The 16,836-nt window shown below is 42.1% G+C and carries 15 protein-coding genes; 2 read left to right on the plus strand and 13 right to left on the minus strand.

What is annotated here, in order from left to right:
• Positions 1-43: 43 nt before the first annotated feature.
• Positions 44-2,119 (plus strand): chromosome segregation ATPase, encoded by a 2,076-nt coding sequence (locus tag V7K45_RS30110; protein ID WP_335009220.1) that lies wholly within the window; start codon positions 44-46, stop codon positions 2,117-2,119.
• The gene (locus V7K45_RS30115) at positions 2,109-2,276 is read left to right on the plus strand and encodes a hypothetical protein (protein ID WP_335009222.1); all 168 of its coding nucleotides are present in this window, start codon (positions 2,109-2,111) and stop codon (positions 2,274-2,276) included. Before V7K45_RS30110 ends, V7K45_RS30115 begins: the two co-directional genes overlap by 11 nt.
• Positions 2,277-2,431: 155 nt before the next feature.
• On the opposite strand, the gene V7K45_RS30120 is transcribed toward V7K45_RS30115, so the two are convergent.
• From V7K45_RS30120 to V7K45_RS30180, 13 genes are all read right to left on the minus strand, one after another.
• Complete coding sequence (locus V7K45_RS30120; protein ID WP_335009224.1) at positions 2,432-3,310, minus strand: NAD(P)-dependent oxidoreductase; 879 nt, start codon at positions 3,308-3,310, stop codon at positions 2,432-2,434.
• 411 nt (positions 3,311-3,721) lie between these two features.
• Positions 3,722-4,900, minus strand: coding sequence for a class I SAM-dependent methyltransferase (locus tag V7K45_RS30125; protein WP_335009226.1), 1,179 nt, complete (start codon positions 4,898-4,900; stop codon positions 3,722-3,724).
• Positions 4,901-5,051: 151 nt separating this feature from the next.
• A complete protein-coding gene (locus V7K45_RS30130; RefSeq protein WP_335009228.1) occupies positions 5,052-5,195 on the minus strand; it encodes a hypothetical protein in 144 nt (47 codons plus the stop codon).
• A gap of 236 nt (positions 5,196-5,431) precedes the next feature.
• A complete protein-coding gene (locus V7K45_RS30135; protein WP_335009230.1) occupies positions 5,432-5,821 on the minus strand; it encodes a VOC family protein in 390 nt (129 codons plus the stop codon).
• Between the two features lie 177 nt (positions 5,822-5,998).
• Positions 5,999-6,535 (minus strand): GAF domain-containing protein, encoded by a 537-nt coding sequence (locus tag V7K45_RS30140; protein ID WP_335009231.1) that lies wholly within the window; start codon positions 6,533-6,535, stop codon positions 5,999-6,001.
• A 597-nt stretch (positions 6,536-7,132) separates the two neighbouring features.
• The gene (locus tag V7K45_RS30145; protein ID WP_335009233.1) at positions 7,133-7,312 is read right to left on the minus strand and encodes a hypothetical protein; all 180 of its coding nucleotides are present in this window, start codon (positions 7,310-7,312) and stop codon (positions 7,133-7,135) included.
• 252 nt (positions 7,313-7,564) lie between these two features.
• Positions 7,565-9,472 (minus strand): 1-deoxy-D-xylulose-5-phosphate synthase, encoded by a 1,908-nt coding sequence (gene dxs, locus V7K45_RS30150; protein ID WP_335009235.1) that lies wholly within the window; start codon positions 9,470-9,472, stop codon positions 7,565-7,567.
• A 753-nt stretch (positions 9,473-10,225) separates the two neighbouring features.
• Positions 10,226-10,672 (minus strand): hypothetical protein, encoded by a 447-nt coding sequence (locus V7K45_RS30155; RefSeq protein ID WP_335009237.1) that lies wholly within the window; start codon positions 10,670-10,672, stop codon positions 10,226-10,228.
• A 672-nt stretch (positions 10,673-11,344) separates the two neighbouring features.
• On the minus strand, positions 11,345-12,595 hold the full coding sequence (locus V7K45_RS30160; protein ID WP_335009239.1) for a competence/damage-inducible protein A: 1,251 nt from the start codon (positions 12,593-12,595) through the stop codon (positions 11,345-11,347).
• A gap of 139 nt (positions 12,596-12,734) precedes the next feature.
• Positions 12,735-14,018, minus strand: a complete 1,284-nt coding sequence (gene glyA, locus V7K45_RS30165) for a serine hydroxymethyltransferase (RefSeq protein WP_335009241.1) — start codon at positions 14,016-14,018, stop codon at positions 12,735-12,737.
• Positions 14,019-14,414: 396 nt separating this feature from the next.
• Positions 14,415-14,666 carry a hypothetical protein gene (locus V7K45_RS30170; RefSeq protein WP_335009243.1) on the minus strand — a complete coding sequence of 84 codons (252 nt, stop codon included), beginning with the start codon at positions 14,664-14,666 and terminating at the stop codon, positions 14,415-14,417.
• Positions 14,667-14,668: 2 nt separating this feature from the next.
• Positions 14,669-15,520 (minus strand): hypothetical protein, encoded by an 852-nt coding sequence (locus tag V7K45_RS30175; RefSeq protein ID WP_335009245.1) that lies wholly within the window; start codon positions 15,518-15,520, stop codon positions 14,669-14,671.
• A gap of 162 nt (positions 15,521-15,682) precedes the next feature.
• The gene (locus tag V7K45_RS30180) at positions 15,683-16,459 is read right to left on the minus strand and encodes an RNA polymerase sigma factor SigF (protein ID WP_322713663.1); all 777 of its coding nucleotides are present in this window, start codon (positions 16,457-16,459) and stop codon (positions 15,683-15,685) included.
• Positions 16,460-16,836 lie beyond the last annotated feature (377 nt).

Genomic DNA, 16,836 nt, shown 5'->3' on the forward strand with positions numbered 1-16,836 from the left:
TCAACCTAAAACAGAGCGCTATTCAATTATTTTGGTGTGAGAGATGACAGAGCGGGATATTCCAGACAGTTGGTCTTCAGCCAGTGGAAGAGAGCCAGATCAAAGCAAAAGATTATCCCGAACAGAACAATTCGGTGAAACTCAGCCATTTGATGTCCCAGCTACTGGTTCTACCTCCAAGTCAGTGAAGCGGCGAAAAAAAAACCATAAGAAAGGATTACCAATAAATAGTAATTCACAAGAAACTGCCCAACTCAATAGTACTTCTGGAAAATGGCCGCGCTGGATGAAAAGCTGGACATTGTGGCTAGTACTACTAATGTTGATTCCCGGCAGTGTCGGATTCTTGGCAATGGCAATGCTGTTCAAGTTACCAGCTGCCCCTAATTGCCCCTCAATTTTCTGGCCGCTAGCTAGTGCTTCTGTGCGGCTACATTGCGCTCAGTTAGCGGCTTCTAAGCAAACAGTGAACGACCTATTGCAAGCGATCGCTCTGGTGAAGCAACTACCACAAAATCACCCGTTGCATGGAGAAATCAATCGTTTCATCGAAGAATGGTCGCGGGATATTTTGAAACTAGCCGATCAAAGTTTCCAAACTGGGAATTTAGAGGAAGCGATCGCGACTGCTCGTAAGATACCTGAAGATGTGGCAGCGTATAAATTAGTCGATGAACAAATTGACAAGTGGCAGTTAATTTGGTCAAAGGCTGAAGCCACATACAACGGTGCGATCGCCGAAGTAAAGGAACGGCGCTGGCAATCGGCGTTCATGTTATCCGCTAAAATGCTGCGCGTAGACAATGAATACTGGGCGGGTACTAAATACGACCAATTGAATCGTCTAATTGCCACAGCACGAGAAGATGGCGATAAGTTAGGAAAAGCCGAAAGTTTAGCAAACAGCAAAGTAGTCGATAATATCCTAGAAGCGATCAAGTTAGCCGAGTCCATTGGGCAGGAAAGTTACCTTTACCAAAAAGCTCAGGAAGCGGTTCCGGCATTTGGACGTAAAATGCTGGAATTGGCACAGGCGAAACTAGATAAAAAAGATGCGGATGAAGCGCTGAATATTGCTAGGCAAATACCGGAAAGTACGAAACTACAAGGCGAAACTGATGATTTTATTGCCATAGCTGACGCGAAAAGGAGTGCTTGGATCGGTAATGTTTCTGGTTTAGAGGCAGCGATCGCTCAAGCACAACAAATCGATCCCTCCAGACCAGTGTATAACGAAGCACAGCAACTAATTGCTCGTTGGCAGTTGGAAATTGAAGATGTTGCCCATCTGGAAAAAGCAAGAATATTAGCTAGCCAGGGAACAATCCCGAATTTAACAGCAGCGATCGCCCAAGTACAGCTGATTCCTGCTAGTAACCCTAGAGGCGCAGAAGCCAGACAAGAGATAGGTCGCTGGAATGCCCAAGTGGAGACAATTGAAGACCAACCTTACTTAGACCGCGCCGATCAGATAGCAATATTCGAGGATATTAACTCTTTGCAAGCTGCGATCGCCCAAGCGAGTGAAATTCGTAGAGGTCGTGCATTATATCCAGAAGCACGGAAAAGAATTCGTACTTGGGTAGGAAAGATTGAGCGAATTCAAGACCAACCTTACTTAGATCGAGCACAAGAACTAGCCCAGAGTGGCAATCTCACCGCCGCCATTAGCACAGCTCAACAAATTGCCTCATCGGGAAGGGCGCTTTCACAAGAAGCACAAGCTGCGATCGATGATTGGGAAGGGCAAATTCGCACTAGAGAAAACTGGAAAAAAGCCCAGGAAGTGGGGGCAGCTGGCACTCCAGAAGCCTTGGTTGAGGCAATACGACTGGCGGATCGAGTTTCAAATAATAGCATTTTACGTATGGATGCGAATCAGGCTATTGACCAATGGAGTCAGCAATTGTTAGAAATAGCACGCACTCAAGGTCAGTCTGATATTGCCAGAGGCATTGACATTGCCAAATCGATTCCACGCGGTAGTGCTGCTTACAGTGCAGCGCAAGAGCAAATTAAGACTTGGCAGGATTTTCTCAATCCTCAACCTGAACCTCAGCCTTCGTCTGCGCCTGAATCTTTACCATTTCCTCGCTCAACTACTATTAATGGTCAGTGATCGTCTATTAATCCAAGTTGCGGGTTATCAAATTCTAGGTTTTTTGCGTCCGTCGATTCATGCGATGCCTGCGGCGGGCTATGCCTATGCACACCACAAGTTGGGGTTGCACTACGCACAACCCCAACTTCGACTGAATCAAAAAGACAATTATTGAACCAGTTTAGAGTATCATAATTTGCTCATTCAATAAATGCTTGTCGAACAGTAAATGCAAAAATGAATGCTTCAAGCTTCAGTAAAAACCCTTTATACGTAGCTGTTAACGCCTAGTTTCCCACTGCCTTCAGGCGTGAGATGAGCTTAAAGTCTTTATTCGCCGATCGCTTCTCCCCATTCCTTAATGACTGAAAATAGTGATGAGTAATCATCATCAGCAAATGACATTTTCGCAGCTGTTTGCAAGATTTGCCGCACTCCTTTAATACTGCTGAGATCCAAGTTCTGAGATTTCGCTTCTGAGATAAATAATTCCGTATCTTTAAGCAAGTGTTTTGTAGGGAAATTGGGATCGGCATAATTGCCATCTAACATCCGTTGTAGCTTTTTGTCAAAGGTAGCTGCGTAGAGGGGACTGTCGCGCAAGATTTGCATAAACACATCGACATTGACACCTTGACGCTGGACAAAAGCTAAACTCAGAGCAAAGCTAGTTGTTAGAGAAGCTATTAGTTGATTTAGTGCCAATTTAAGTGCCGCCGCAGATCCCACTGGCCCGATAAGTAAAGGTTCTGTCCCAAAATTTTGAAGTAACTTCAAGTGGCGTTCGTATTGTTCTGGCTCGGCCCCTACCATAACACTCAACTTGCCAGCTTTTGCTTCTGGGATACTCCCTAATACGGGCGCTTCTAAGTACTCACCACCACCCCCAACAACAGCATCTCTAATTTCCTGGCTTTCTGTGGGCGTAATTGTTCCCATTTGGACGATCGTGCGCCCTTCCAGAGTTTGCCAAGCAGTATCTGAAAGCAACACATTATAAATAGCTGGGGCATTAGTCAACATGAGAATTACGCACTCAGCAGCACGAATGGCGTGGCGGGGATGTGTCGCAATTTCAGCCCCAGCTGCTTGTAGTGGTGCTAATTTTTCTGGGGTACGATTGTAGGCAACTAGCTGTATATCTGCGGCTAATAACCTTTGAGCCATTGGTAGTCCCATCAGTCCAGTTCCCAGAAATGCCACCTTCATTTTTTACGTTCCTTTAATACAGCGTCACCGATAGCGTTGGTGTAGCGTCTCTATGAGAGGCTGCGCCAACGCTGAGAGCGAGTCATCGAGCGTCATAGCCCATTATGAACATCGCATTGTTTGATTCAAATTTAGTGGGGAAGTAGTTATTTTAAATTTAAGATACAATCCTAAATCCAGTTTTGTTACTCCCTAACTCTGGCAATCAACCACCGGCAGCAAAAGTCAACATAATTATCACTGAAAGTAAAATACCGGGAGTAAGTAGTGTTGCTAGCATTAACAAGTCATGAGTGGACATAATTATTACTTTGGTAATGTGTTTAGCTTTACAGTAATCACTGTTATGCTAGTCTAAATAAGACTGATACTGCATTCTTAAATAGAGTTTTAACTTTTCTTTCTTTACGCTTACTCTGGCAGAATCAATCCTTTTAATCGTTGAGAAATTTCTGTATTTTCCAGACCTTTGCTCTGAATTAAGACTCCAAAGCCGCCGAGTCCTGTAGGATCTATAAGTTGGTGTAGTGCGTCCCGATGTTGTAGTAACTGCGAGAGAGGTTGCTTTTGCTCGGAAAGGGCTGCAATCCGATCGCCTAACCCCAATGCCATCAAAAATAATCCCTGCTGGATAAAACCAACATTTTTTAAATTGTACTTTTCACCCCAGCGTTCCAAAGCTGTAAAGTCAACATGGGCAGTTATATCTTGTCGGCCAATATTAATATAAGGATTGTCATGGAAGCGGTGGTGATAATAGCACTGTAACGTTCCTTGCGATCGCCTGGGATTGTAGTAACGCCTGGCGGGGTAGCCATAATCAATTGTTAACACATAGCCGTGCTGCAAGCGGTCTGCTACTATACTCAACCAGTCTAGAGCAGCTAAATTAATTTCACTACGGTAGCCATCTGGATATGCACTTTGGGTAAAGTTCATTTCCACTAAGTCTAAATATTCAGCTAGTTGGGGCGTTGAAGGTTCCCCTGTGACTTCTACAAATGATGAGCAGGTTTCTTTCTGATTACTATCTGTAGTTACATAAATTTCTCGGAGTTCTCCCGCTTCTAGAATAAATTGATGCACGGGGAACGCATCTACTAACTCGTTAGAAAAAAAGCAACCAGCGATCGCATTTGGTGGTATCTCCTCCAAATTACACCAACGTACAGGGAAATCTTGCAAGCGTTGCTGCTGTTCTTGTCTTAAAGTTGGAGACTTTTCAACAATGATGTACTCTAGCGCCGTAAAAAAATCTGGGTAGTGTTGTTGATGATATTTCAGGATATGCAAAGCTAGCAGTCCTTGACCTGCTCCCATTTCTACCAGAGAAAAGGGTACAGGTTTTCCTAAAATCTCCCACATTTGCAAAAATTGTTCTGCTAGTAATTCACCAAAGTCAGAACAGAGGTTGGGAGAGGTAAAAAAATCACTATCTTTAAAACCTATTTTGACTGCATCGCTGGAATAGTAGCCGTATTCAGGGTGGTATAATGCCATTTCCATGAATTGGGCGAAAGTAATTCGTTGTTGAGGACTGGTGGTAATGTGATTGGCGATCGCTGCACACAGCAAAGCATTGGAATCCATAAAATTTCAGATTTTAGATTGGGGACTACAAAAAACAAATGCTTACCAACGACGACACGTTACGCCAACGTCAGTCAAATTAATCGCCTCCAATCGTTAACGCAAAGGCAAGAACCAGACTTGTCCTTGCCATTCTCCTTCTAAACTACATTTATCTAGCAACAAAATTTCCTCGATCGTCTGCTTCAGTCAATCCAACATCCTGAACACGGACAATATCAATATTACTGTTACGACCCAAAACACCACGGATAATCTGATTATTAAAGTTCTCATCAGCCAAGAAACGCAGCATCGTAATTTACCCTAGTGGGTTTCGTCTTGCTAAAAGGCGATCGCGCACTCCAATCGGGTTAAAACGCTTTTCTGATCTTCAGTTTCAGTGTTAGAAGGTGAGTCATAGAAGTATGGAACATAGCTAGAGGCTATGGTAATTATAGTTTTGCTTGTTTGAAGCCCGAATTAGTAAAACCCTTACGCAATGGTAATTACAATTACGAATTAAGCGTAGTGTCTCGCAGAGAAGCAATACTAGCCACTCATCAATGACACCAGCACACCATTGGGATCGCGGACACGAGCAATAGTTTTTCCCCCAGGCTGGGTTTTAGGAGCATCTAATGTTTTTGCACCAGCACCGATCGCTCTCATATAAGCACTGCCTACATCAGGAGTAATAAATGATATTTGGATTAATGCCGGTGGTTGTGTAGCGTCGTTGGGATGGCAGCCACCAGGAAATAACTTTTGTGCTTCGCTACTAGAGGAGAAAGCTAGCGTGGTGTTTCCGGTTTCGATTTCCGCCCAGATAGATTGTCCTTTATCCTGGACAGTACGGCGAACTAGACCAAAGGCTTTTTCGTAAAACTCAACGGTTTTAACTACATCGTCTACCCAAATAACCGTGTAAGCAAATTTCACAGTTTTTTCTCCTTAACTAGAAAAATCAGTAAAAGCCGCGGCGAATCGAATTCGCGGCTATACAAACTCTCATCCGCCTCCGAGGAAATCATGAAAAATTCAGGGTTTATAACCCACGGAGGTAGGTTTTGCCTGTGTAGACGCGGTTTCTAACCGCCCTTTTTATTAACCGCCTTTTTAACTCTCCAGAATATTACGATCTGTTGCTAGAGTTTGTGCGCCTGTTTGCATCATTTTTATATCTGATGGCGACCAATAATGAGGCCCTTGACACTGATGTGCTACTAGCAATCCCCATAATCCTCTAGGGATGACAATTGGGACAACCAAGTTAGCGCGAGCCTGCAAATTGCGAAGAAAATCTCGGTGACAAGGCTGGATTGGCTCTAATTCAATATCAGCGATCGCTCTTACGCGTCCTGCTAAGTATAAAGCAGCATACTCATTGTTAAAACAATCATCTGGGCCAGTGGAACCAAGTATTGAGAATTCTTGAGAACTCAAAGATTCAAAAGTCACCTGCCCTTCCCACTGACTGTAAAAATAATACAACACCACCCGATCAACCTGAAGCGATTCTCTGAGTTGATTTGTTGTTTGCCGGACTAACTCATCGCGTTGAATTGATTTAACAAGGCGGTCGAGCAATTTCTGCAAACCCTGTTCACGGCGATCGCGGTTTTGGTTAAATTCCGAGTGAGGATGAATTTGCACGGTTCTAAAATTACGACTAAGTAAATGCTGCCGGATTTTTACAGTAATTTATTAGACTTTATGTAAGTGCATTGTTTTATTTATAGCAGCAATTGTATTTTAAGGAAACATAATACTATTCAAGCTCTGCGGTAAATTTAAAATAAATTTTTAAGAAATTCTTTTTTATCTACTCTAGTTAAAGATCGTAAATTTAAAGTTAAGAATCTTAAAATTTTATAAAAAATATGCTTGCTTTTCTATAGTTTAAGGCAATAAATATGCTTCAAACTTTAATGTAATATCGTTTTTTTACAAAGCTGCGCCAAACCCCTTAATTTCTTATTTCTTCTCTTCGCGACGCTTCGCGAAGGGGTAATTGGCGCTTTTGGCGGTTCGTTATTTATTTCTTGCACTACACTATAGGCGTATCTTTATACAGAATTATTATGACAAATCAGTTTGTATTCATCGTTACAGCTATTTGTCATCTTGATACTTTATAAATCCTTTCTGCTTAGTTACGGTTCAGAGATACCATTGAAAGTTATTCAGTTATCTAAACGCCGACCTTATTTTATGCAAGCGCAATTTTTAATTATTAAGTATATTTGCTGGTTACTTTTTCAAAATACCTAATTGCTTTCTCAAAATGGCTAATTGCTTTCTTAAAATACCTAATTGCTTTCTCAAAATGCTTAAATGCTTTCTCATTTCAGTAGATTTAGCAAGCAAAATGACTAATTGCTTTCTCAAAATGCTTAAATGCTTTCTCATTTCGCTAGATTTAGCAAGCAAAAAGAGATATTGCTCTCGCAAACTCCAGTTTGCTTTCTAATTTCGGTGTTTTCCGCAATAAAAAAAGACGGGATAAATCGCCTCTATTGCCTTAATTACCAATTACGAATTACAAAATAATCCCAAAGAAAAGTCAGCTTTTAATTTTATTGCAATTGGTGAAGAGTGAGTAGAAATAGCGATCGCTAATCTTCTCATAAAAATAACCCCTTTTATAGGGGTTATTTTTAGATAATACTGTTGATAAGTAAACTAAACTACAGCAGATAGTTGCCGTTTAAAGAAAGCTTGCAATACTCTCTCTGCTATTTGATGACTAGTTAAACCTAGTTCTGTCTTAGATTCATTGGGTTCAGCATGATCTACCAACACATCTGGTACACCAAATCGCTTGACAGGAACGAGAATATCTGCATCTAGTAAAGCCTCGGCGATCGCAGAACCAAAGCCACCCATGACACAGCCTTCTTCTAAAGTGACAACACGGCCGATTTTCTTCGCTAAAGGCAAAATCAACTCGGTATCCAAAGGCTTAACGAAACGGGCATTAATTACAGTTGCTTCAATGCCATGTTCGCTGAGAATTTCAGCAGCTTGCATTCCTGGATAGACCATTGTGCCATAAGCAACAATTAACACATCATCACCAGTACGCAGAATCTCGCCTTTGCCGATTTCCAAAGGTTCCCAACCTTCCTCCATCAATGGAACGCCGTAGCCATTGCCACGAGGATAGCGCATTGCGATCGGGCCGCTGGTATGCTCAACACCAGTTACTACCATGCTTTGCAGTTCTGCCTCATCTTTGGGGGCCATGATTACCATGTTGGGAATGCAACGCAGATAGGCAATATCATACATACCTTGGTGGGTGGGACCATCAGAGCCGACGATTCCCGCCCGATCCAAGCAGAAGAATACTGGCAGGTTTTGGATGCAGACATCATGAATTATCTGATCGTAAGCGCGTTGCAAGAAAGTAGAATAAATAGCTGCAACGGGGCGCATTCCTTCGGTTGCAAGTCCTGCTGCTAAGGTAATTGCGTGTTGTTCCGCAATGCCGACATCTATATATTGATTCGGCAGTTTTGCTTGAAGTTTATCTAAACCTGTCCCCGTTGCCATAGCCGCAGTAATGCCGACGATTTTCGGGTTTTGTTCGGCAAGTTTTACCAGAGTGTGAGAAAAGACTTTGGCATAAGCCGGGGGTTTGGGTTTATTAGAAGGAATGGCTTTGCCAGTTGCGACGTTGAAGGGGCTTTGAGCGTGGTAGCCAACTTGATCTAGTTCGGCAATTTCATAACCTTTGCCTTTTACTGTTGCTACATGTACCAAAACTGGGCCTGGTATCTGATGTGCTTGTTGGAAGGTAGCAATCAATTCTTCAAGATTATGCCCATCCACTGGCCCAATGTAAGTAAAGCCGAGTTCTTCAAAAACTGCACCTACTTTCGGAACAGCTAAACGCTTCATACCTTCTTTGATGCGTCCGAGTTCGGGTGATAGGGATTCACCCACGAAGGGAATTTGCTTAAACTGTTCCTCAAGATTATCTTTAATAAATTGCACCGGTTGGCTGAGGCGCATTTTGTTGAGATAGCGAGGAATCGCGCCGACGTTGCGAGATATGGACATGTCGTTGTCATTAAGAACAACCAACAGGTTCGTTTTTGGCATGTGTCCGGCATGGTTGATTGCTTCTAAAGCCATGCCTCCAGTCAGTGCGCCATCGCCAATCACAGCAACGGCTTTAAATTTTTCCCCTTTCAAGTCTCTCGCTAAAGCCATGCCCAAAGCTGCTGAAATACTTGTAGAAGCATGTCCAGCCCCAAAGTGGTCAAACTTGTTTTCACCCCGTTTCAGATAGCCCGCAACTCCGTCCTTTTGTCTGAGGGTGTGGAAGCGATCGTAACGTCCTGTAAGCAGTTTGTGGGGATAAGCCTGGTGTCCTACATCCCAAATAACTTTATCCCGATCTAAGTCCAGTGTTTGGTAAAGTCCTAGTGTTAATTCGACAACACCCAACCCTGGCCCCAAGTGTCCACCATTAACTGCTACTGTTTGAAGATGCTTATCTCGAATCTGACGGGCAATCTGTTGCAGTTGGCGAACAGATAAACCGTGCAACTGATTAGGATGGGTGATTTCGCTCAGATGCATATTATAAGGTTTTCCTCTCTAACTTCGAGTCTCGGTATTTTGATTTTCCCACGGTCGGGTTGTCCACAGAATCAAACTCTTACATTGTTACTAAGTTGTAGTGGAAAGTATAACTTCTTAATTGACGATGGTGAAAAATTTGTTAACCATTAACAATTCGTCAAATAAGATTGCAATCAGTTAAAGTTATAACACACTTTCTCATGAGTAATGCTACTTAAAAAATGCCTCTAATGCGTATATAAAAACAACTTTTTTAAGAGTAATTTGCGGAAGTTCCCTAAGCAGATTACTCAATTTTGCCATCTTTAAGTTAGTACAAACGAAAGTCAAATATTTTATTTACAGCTATATATCTAGCATAATTGCTAGTAAATTATTTAACTATAGTTTCTACTCTGGTTCGGTGACAGCAGCTAATTTTATCAACGATCGCTAGTTCTTATAACTGTGGCAAATATGTATCTAAAGCTACTTGATTACTTTATTCAACTTCATTTATTAATATATATCTCGTTAAAAGTCTCCAACTGGAAACGAAGCATTAATTACAATCCCTTATAGGGATGCAGAGCTATCTGTGTTACCCTACCATAATGTTTAACTACCTGTAAATTGCTGTAATAATATCGATCTAACCTTAAATTTTCCGAAATTACTCGCAAACAACAATATTTCCGACCTCTTTAAGAAGTCGGAAATTTCAAGCTTTCGATATTTTACAAATCCAATAGGATTGCTATATCTATATCTCTATTTACCAAAAGCATCTTTAATGTTTTCAACAGTACGTTCAACAACATTCTTGGTGTTGTCTACTGCTTCTTTAGTCCGAGATGCATCTTCATTTGCTCTTCTCTGAATTGTAGCGGCATCTTTCTTTGCTTTGCGCTCAACGAAGCTACCATTGTCTGTTGCTTGGTCAACTTTACTGGCATTGCTCTTGGCAGCATCCTTAACCTTATCTGCCGTATCATCAATGAAATTTTTGGTTCGTCCAGCATCTCTACTAGCTTTCTCTTGAGCGCGATCGCTTGCGTCTGAGGATGCAATCAAGGTTCCAGCAGGATCGGCTATTGCTGAGGTGTTCGAGAAAAATGCCCCTTGCCAAACGAAAGCGATCGCTAACATACAAAACAGCGCTGTGGCCATCCAGCGTTTTACGGTGGAAAACTGTTTTGCAACATAATTTGATTTCATACAATACAATCTCATGTGATTTAGTATACTATTTCTACTTCATTTAGCTTGTTAGCGATATCGATCCCTAGATAGAAGTTCTGTCATCAATAGTTATGAAATGAATTCACTATTTTGATAGATTGAATTTTGAGTAAAGATTATTTCTGAGGAATTAAACGTAGAATTAAACAGTTTATAGTTTTTGAGCATCCGCGATCGCCCTTCAGTTAATTAACTTGCGATCGCTTCCAACGGGCGGTTACGCGATCGCAACTGAATTTTTACAATTGGGGCGTTTGCGTTCTGATTTTTTCTTCAGTCCAATCCAACATCCGATCGGTGCTACACCTACTACAAAGCCAATGCTAAATTTCAATTAGAAATTCCTTGGAAAGGGGGTAGAGAAATCACAGAAATCAGACTTAGCTTTCAAGCCATCTCTCAGAATTGACTTGTAATTTACAGATAGATCCGAATCTGTTTGGATCAGCATCAACAACACATTTTTTGTTCCTGCTGAAGCCACTGGTAATACAACTCAATAGCAGATTTAATCACATCCGTTACTGCTTGATTAGTCTGCTGTTGAATAAAGACTAGTTGATGGCATACTCGTCATCTAATCGTGCATTAATTCGCATCGTTAGGTTCGTTTGTCATACAATCTGTATGACAAACACAATATACCTGCTACCTCGTCAACAACTTCCGGCGCAGATTATCCAACGCTGCATTTGCACTGACATGACGAATTAAAGCTCGACATCGCACAGTACCAAACTGATACTCAAAACTTGTCACTTCATCCTTTGGCCCGGCTAAACCAATGTAAACTAAACCCACTGGCTTTGTATCTGTTCCTCCGGTTGGGCCAGCAATTCCAGTAATACTCAGTCCCCAAGTTGTTGCAAGGCGGGTTTTAACTCCAACAGCCATTTGCTCTGCAACAGTAGCACTTACCGCCCCAAATTTATCTAAATCTTCCTGGTTAACCCCCAACAGCCTAACCTTCACGGAATTGTCATAAGAAATTACTCCACCCCAAAAGTAATCCGAACTCCCAGAAATCTCAGTCAACATTTGCCCTAAACCGCCACCAGTGCAAGATTCTGCCACTGAAAGCGTTTCCTTTGATGCCCGCAACAACTGACCAACTACAGAAGCTAGAGTATCATTATTAACGCCATAAAAATCTAGTCCGGCAATTTCTTTAAGTTGTTTTTCAATGGGCACAATTAGGGCTTCTGCGGCTGCTTCTGAATTTGCTTTTGCAGAAACTCGCAATCTAACTTCCCCTTTACCTGCATAAGGCGCGACTGTGGGATTTGGCAACTTTAAATACGAAGCAACCTTTTCCGCTAAAGCAGATTCACCAATACCCCAAAACTTTAAACTCCGGCTGTAAATAATTTCTTTACCCCAACCTTGACTTTTGAGAAATGGCACAGCTGTTTCTTCCCACATCACGTGCATTTCACTGGGAACACCGGGAAAGGTAAAAATCGTGATTTCAGGACGAGGTTGCCAAATGATGCCGGGTGCTGTTCCAGTGGGGTTGGGTAGAATTTCTGCACCTTGAGGAATCAAAGCCTGCTTGCGGTTACTTGGTGACATAACCCGACCACGTTGGGCAAATTTTTGCGTTATATCTTCGATAATGTCAGAACGTTCTACCAACGGGACTTTAAAAAAATCGGCGATGGTTTCGCAGGTAAGATCGTCTGGTGTGGGGCCGAGTCCACCAGTGAAAATAAGAATTTGCGCTCTGGAAATAGCAATTTCTATAACTTGCTTCAACCGTTCTGGATTATCCCCAACCACTGTTTGATAATAGTGGGGAATGCCTAGTTGGGCTAATTGTTGCGCCAAAAATTGAGCATTGCCGTTGAGGATATCTCCTAGCAATAGTTCAGTACCAACACAAATAATTTCTGCACTCATTGGATTGGGAAAAGGGAAGGGGGAAAAGGGAATGGGGAATGGGGATTAAGAATTTTAGATTTTAGATTTTGGATTTTGGATTAAATTTCAATCTAAAATCGTCAATCTAAAATCTAAAATTGAATTGCCCCATGCCCAATTATGCTAATGCTGGTACAGGAATTTCCAGGTGAGGATATAAGGGGAAGCGATCGCACAATGCCGCTACCCGTTGCCGACAATCTTGGGTTACTACGTCGGAATCTGGAGAAAGTAGGCGATCGCTAATAATATTGGCAATCTCGGTAAATTCTGCTACTCCTAAGCCCCGCGTGGTCATTGCTGGCGAACCTAACCTCAGACCACTGGTAACAAATGCCGACTGCGGGTCAAAGGGAATAGTATTCTTGTTAGCAGTAATATTTACAGTACTGACTAGCTGATCTGCCTGTTTCCCAGTTAGACTTACAGAGCGTAAATCTACCAAGATTAAATGGTTGTCAGTGCCGTTAGATACTAATTTTAAACCACGGTTTTGCAGTTGTTCGGCCAAAGCACGAGCATTTTCAATCACTTGGGCAGAATAAGTTTTAAACTCAGGCTTGAGGGCTTCTCCAAAAGCTACTGCCTTGGCAGCAATAACGTGTTCCAATGGCCCGCCTTGGCTGCCAGGAAAAACAGATTTATCTAGCTTTTTACCCAGTTCTGCGTCGCCAGTCAAGATTAAACCACCTCTAGGGCCGCGTAGAGTCTTATGGGTAGTTGTTGTGACTACGTGACAGTGAGGAATGGGGTCGGGATGAAGACCAGTGGCAACTAAACCAGCAATGTGAGCAATATCGGCAAGTAAGTAAGCGCCGATTTCATCAGCAATACTACGGAATTTTGCAAAGTCAATTACACGGGGATAAGCCGAATAACCACAAATCAAGAGCTTAGGACGCTCCCTCAGCGCCAGCTCGCGAATTTGATCGTAGTCAAGTTGTTCTGTTTGTTGACTGACACCGTAATGACTAACTTGGAACCACTTACCTGAGAAATTGACAGGGGAACCGTGGGTAAGATGTCCCCCATGAGACAAATCCATCCCCATAATTTTGTCCCCTGGTTCTAGGAGTGACAGGAACACTGCAAAATTGGCTTGTGCGCCAGAATGGGGTTGCACATTCGCATGAGCAGCCCCAAATATCTGTTTAGCACGGTCGATCGCTAGTTGCTCAATTTTGTCGATAAACTCACAACCGCCATAGTAGCGTTTACCAGGTAATCCCTCAGCATATTTATTTGTCAGTACCGAACCTTGAGCCGCCAGTACAGCAGCAGACGTAAAGTTTTCACTAGCAATTAATTCCAAGTGATCTTGCTGACGCTGTAGTTCGTCGTTAATTAACCCTGCGATCGCCGGGTCACTGGAAGAAAGAAAGTCTGAATTAGTCCTAGTCACTTGAATTATCCTTATGGAAATTTGTACAACGGCTGATTTTGGTTGGATGCAGCACCTAAATATACAGTCAAAAACCATCGATCTTGACTGCTGTACAGAGGCAATTAATCGTCTCCGTACTCTGGAGGTTTATTTGTGCCAACTTATTTATTATTAGACCCAAGCTCGATTAATGCATTAATTATCATAACGTTGCTTTTTGAAATCCTCACCTTGCTGCGTGTTGTGAGGTCGTTAGACAGTATTCTTTATGAACCTATGTTAAATAATGCTTACTGCGTAGGCGTAGCCCGTCGGAGACATCGCTGCTTTGTAGAATGATTCATGAACAACAAGAACCCCGACTTATTAAAGAAGTCGGGGTTCTGCGGGTTGCAATTCTCACAAATCAAAAAATCAAATAGGATTCATATAGCGATTTTGATAGTAAGCCAAAATCTGGTTAACTCGTTGCCGATTTTCTAAGCTAGAGTTTGCTGTCCACGAGAGGCTCAAGCCAGCAATTTGACTTTGATTGTAATCAAACTGTTGGGATGACTGAGGAATTAAATCCACTTCCACCCCTTCGACTTGACGTAAATGAGCTGCTATTTCTCTATAAATAGCTAAAGGCAAACCAGCGAATTCAACTTTTTCCTTAGTCTCCATCTTTATGAAGCTCCCACATTAAACGTATTTTGGGAGGGCGTTGTCACTGAAATAGCATTGCCGCTAGCAGATGCAGCTGACGACGTTGATTTGACAGTCCCTTCCCCTACCATTTTGGCAACTTCAATACCATATTGTTCCAAAATCACGATGGGGTTGTAGCCCTGATTCATTTCAATACGTTTAATCAGTACGCCATTTGCTAATCGCTGTCCCGCTTGTACATACCGACTTGTCGGCTCATCCGGTACTTTGATAATTGCTTGCGGTTCTTTACTAATTAGAACTACACCAGTCACAACTACTGCCCTTGCTAACTCAGGCTGTGCTGGTGGTGGTAATACAGAGACTAAAGCCGGGTTGGGGATAACTTGAGGCAAAACTTTAGGCAACACTGAAGTCAAAGTAGGATTGACTTTTTTTGGTAAAGAAGAAACGTTATTTTTCTTTGGATTTAAAGCGATGCTGCGTGTTGGAAGCTTTCGTACTGCTAGTGATGCAGTAGGTAGCTTAGGCACCACGGGAACTGGTCTTCCAGATGTTTTAGCCATTCCGGGAATAGTCTGCCCGAAAAGTTGTGCAAAAGGATCGCTTCGAGTTTTTGATACCACAAGTTCCCGTGTCCGCTCTGTGGCATTCGTGGATTGAATCAAGCTAACAGATGCAAGATTAACTTGTGAAACCTGTTTGGCCGGTATCACTGGATTCTGAAAGGATTGAGCCGCTGGTGGCGACTTTTTTGCTATTTTGGGAACTGGCACAGGATTGATGGCTTGTGGTGTATCTTCAGAAGCACATCCGGCGAGCGCCAAAGTTAGAATAGCTGCAATTGTAATTTTTGAAGTTATGCCCATGAGCCTTTCTCAAAAGCCATTGGAAAATTGAAAAGTGGAAATCAACATGCCTAAAATTTGGATCAAAGGCAAAGTATGTTCCCTTTATAACCTAATTTTTTACATTTCAAGAGTTATTTTTAGCACTGCATACCCAGTATAAGTGCGGTTTGTTTTTTGCAGTCAATCTTCTGCCACACCCATAAGCTCTTTCATCAAATCCAGTCCTTTCTTGACTCGACGGGAAACCGTTACTACACTGATGCCCAGATGTTCTGCAACTTGTTTTTGGGTCAAATCTTGCAAAAACACACATTCCAACACATCGCGGGTGCGTTTTTCTAGCTGAACCAACGCTTGTTGTAAGCGAAGTTGGTCTTCTTGTGCCAGTTGAAAGCTGCGATAGTGAGGATCTGGAACCAATTCTCCCAAGCAGGTAGAACCTTCTTCTCCATCTTGGATTGGCACATCAAGACTCAAGGGAGCGCGATTAACCCATGCTAATTTAATTTCTTGCCATTCGTTTGGAGAAATTTCCAGTGCTGCTGCTAATTCCGAGTCGGTTGGTTGGCGATTGTGTTTTTCACGCCAAGAACGTGATACTCCTATTGCTTGCTGTTGGAGCGCTAACCATTTCCGAGGAATTCGCACGGTGACACCTTTATCTCGGAGATAGTGTTGAATTTCACCCCGAATATAAGGAAGAGCGTAGGAACTGAAGGCATGTCCCTTGGAAATTTCAAATCTTTCAATAGCTCTGATTAAACCCAAACATCCAACCTGGAGCAAATCATCGTAGGTTTCATGACATTGATTTGTCCAATAGTGAGCTTCTTTTCTCACAAGTCCAAAATTGAGTTTTACCAGTTGATTGCGGATGTTTTCTGACGGAGATTGCTGATATTCTCGCAACAACTGCCAAATTTCGTGCTTTAGTTCATTGGTGACTGTGGTAGGCATAGCACCGGGTTTATTGAGCAAATAAAGAATCAATTATTATTCGCTTTTTAAATTCAGCTCCGATCGCACAATATCAAATGAAATATTGCGATATATTTCCTAGCAAATACTATGGTAGATAATAAAGACTTTCTATTAAAATTCCATAGATTACTTGACAATCGAGCAAAATTTAAATGAGCGAAATCATTATTTAGTTGGTTATTTATCTTTGGTATGACTTGTAGCTTTTTTAGAACCACATAGAAATAAAATATAAAATTAATCACTAAATATCAAACCGAGATTGTACTTAACTTGAATTAATTAATGATGAAGTTAATTTAGAGAAACGAAACAACAGTAGTCGAGCTTTGTTTCACAAGCAAAAGTTGGAT

The organism is Nostoc sp. (assembly GCF_036917375.1).
Taxonomy (GTDB): Bacteria; Cyanobacteriota; Cyanobacteriia; order Cyanobacteriales; family Nostocaceae; genus Nostoc.

Coding starts and splice junctions, on each gene's coding strand:
- V7K45_RS30160 (WP_335009239.1), bottom strand. CDS start 12,595: ATGAGTGCAGAAATTATTTGTGTTGGTACTGAACTATTGCTAGGAGAT.
- V7K45_RS30175 (WP_335009245.1), bottom strand. CDS start 15,520: ATGGGCATAACTTCAAAAATTACAATTGCAGCTATTCTAACTTTGGCG.
- V7K45_RS30115 (WP_335009222.1), top strand. CDS start 2,109: ATGGTCAGTGATCGTCTATTAATCCAAGTTGCGGGTTATCAAATTCTA.
- V7K45_RS30125 (WP_335009226.1), bottom strand. CDS start 4,900: ATGGATTCCAATGCTTTGCTGTGTGCAGCGATCGCCAATCACATTACC.
- V7K45_RS30130 (WP_335009228.1), bottom strand. CDS start 5,195: ATGCTGCGTTTCTTGGCTGATGAGAACTTTAATAATCAGATTATCCGT.
- V7K45_RS30120 (WP_335009224.1), bottom strand. CDS start 3,310: ATGAAGGTGGCATTTCTGGGAACTGGACTGATGGGACTACCAATGGCT.
- V7K45_RS30110 (WP_335009220.1), top strand. CDS start 44: ATGACAGAGCGGGATATTCCAGACAGTTGGTCTTCAGCCAGTGGAAGA.
- V7K45_RS30180 (WP_322713663.1), bottom strand. CDS start 16,459: ATGCCTACCACAGTCACCAATGAACTAAAGCACGAAATTTGGCAGTTG.
- V7K45_RS30155 (WP_335009237.1), bottom strand. CDS start 10,672: ATGAAATCAAATTATGTTGCAAAACAGTTTTCCACCGTAAAACGCTGG.
- dxs (WP_335009235.1), bottom strand. CDS start 9,472: ATGCATCTGAGCGAAATCACCCATCCTAATCAGTTGCACGGTTTATCT.
- V7K45_RS30170 (WP_335009243.1), bottom strand. CDS start 14,666: ATGGAGACTAAGGAAAAAGTTGAATTCGCTGGTTTGCCTTTAGCTATT.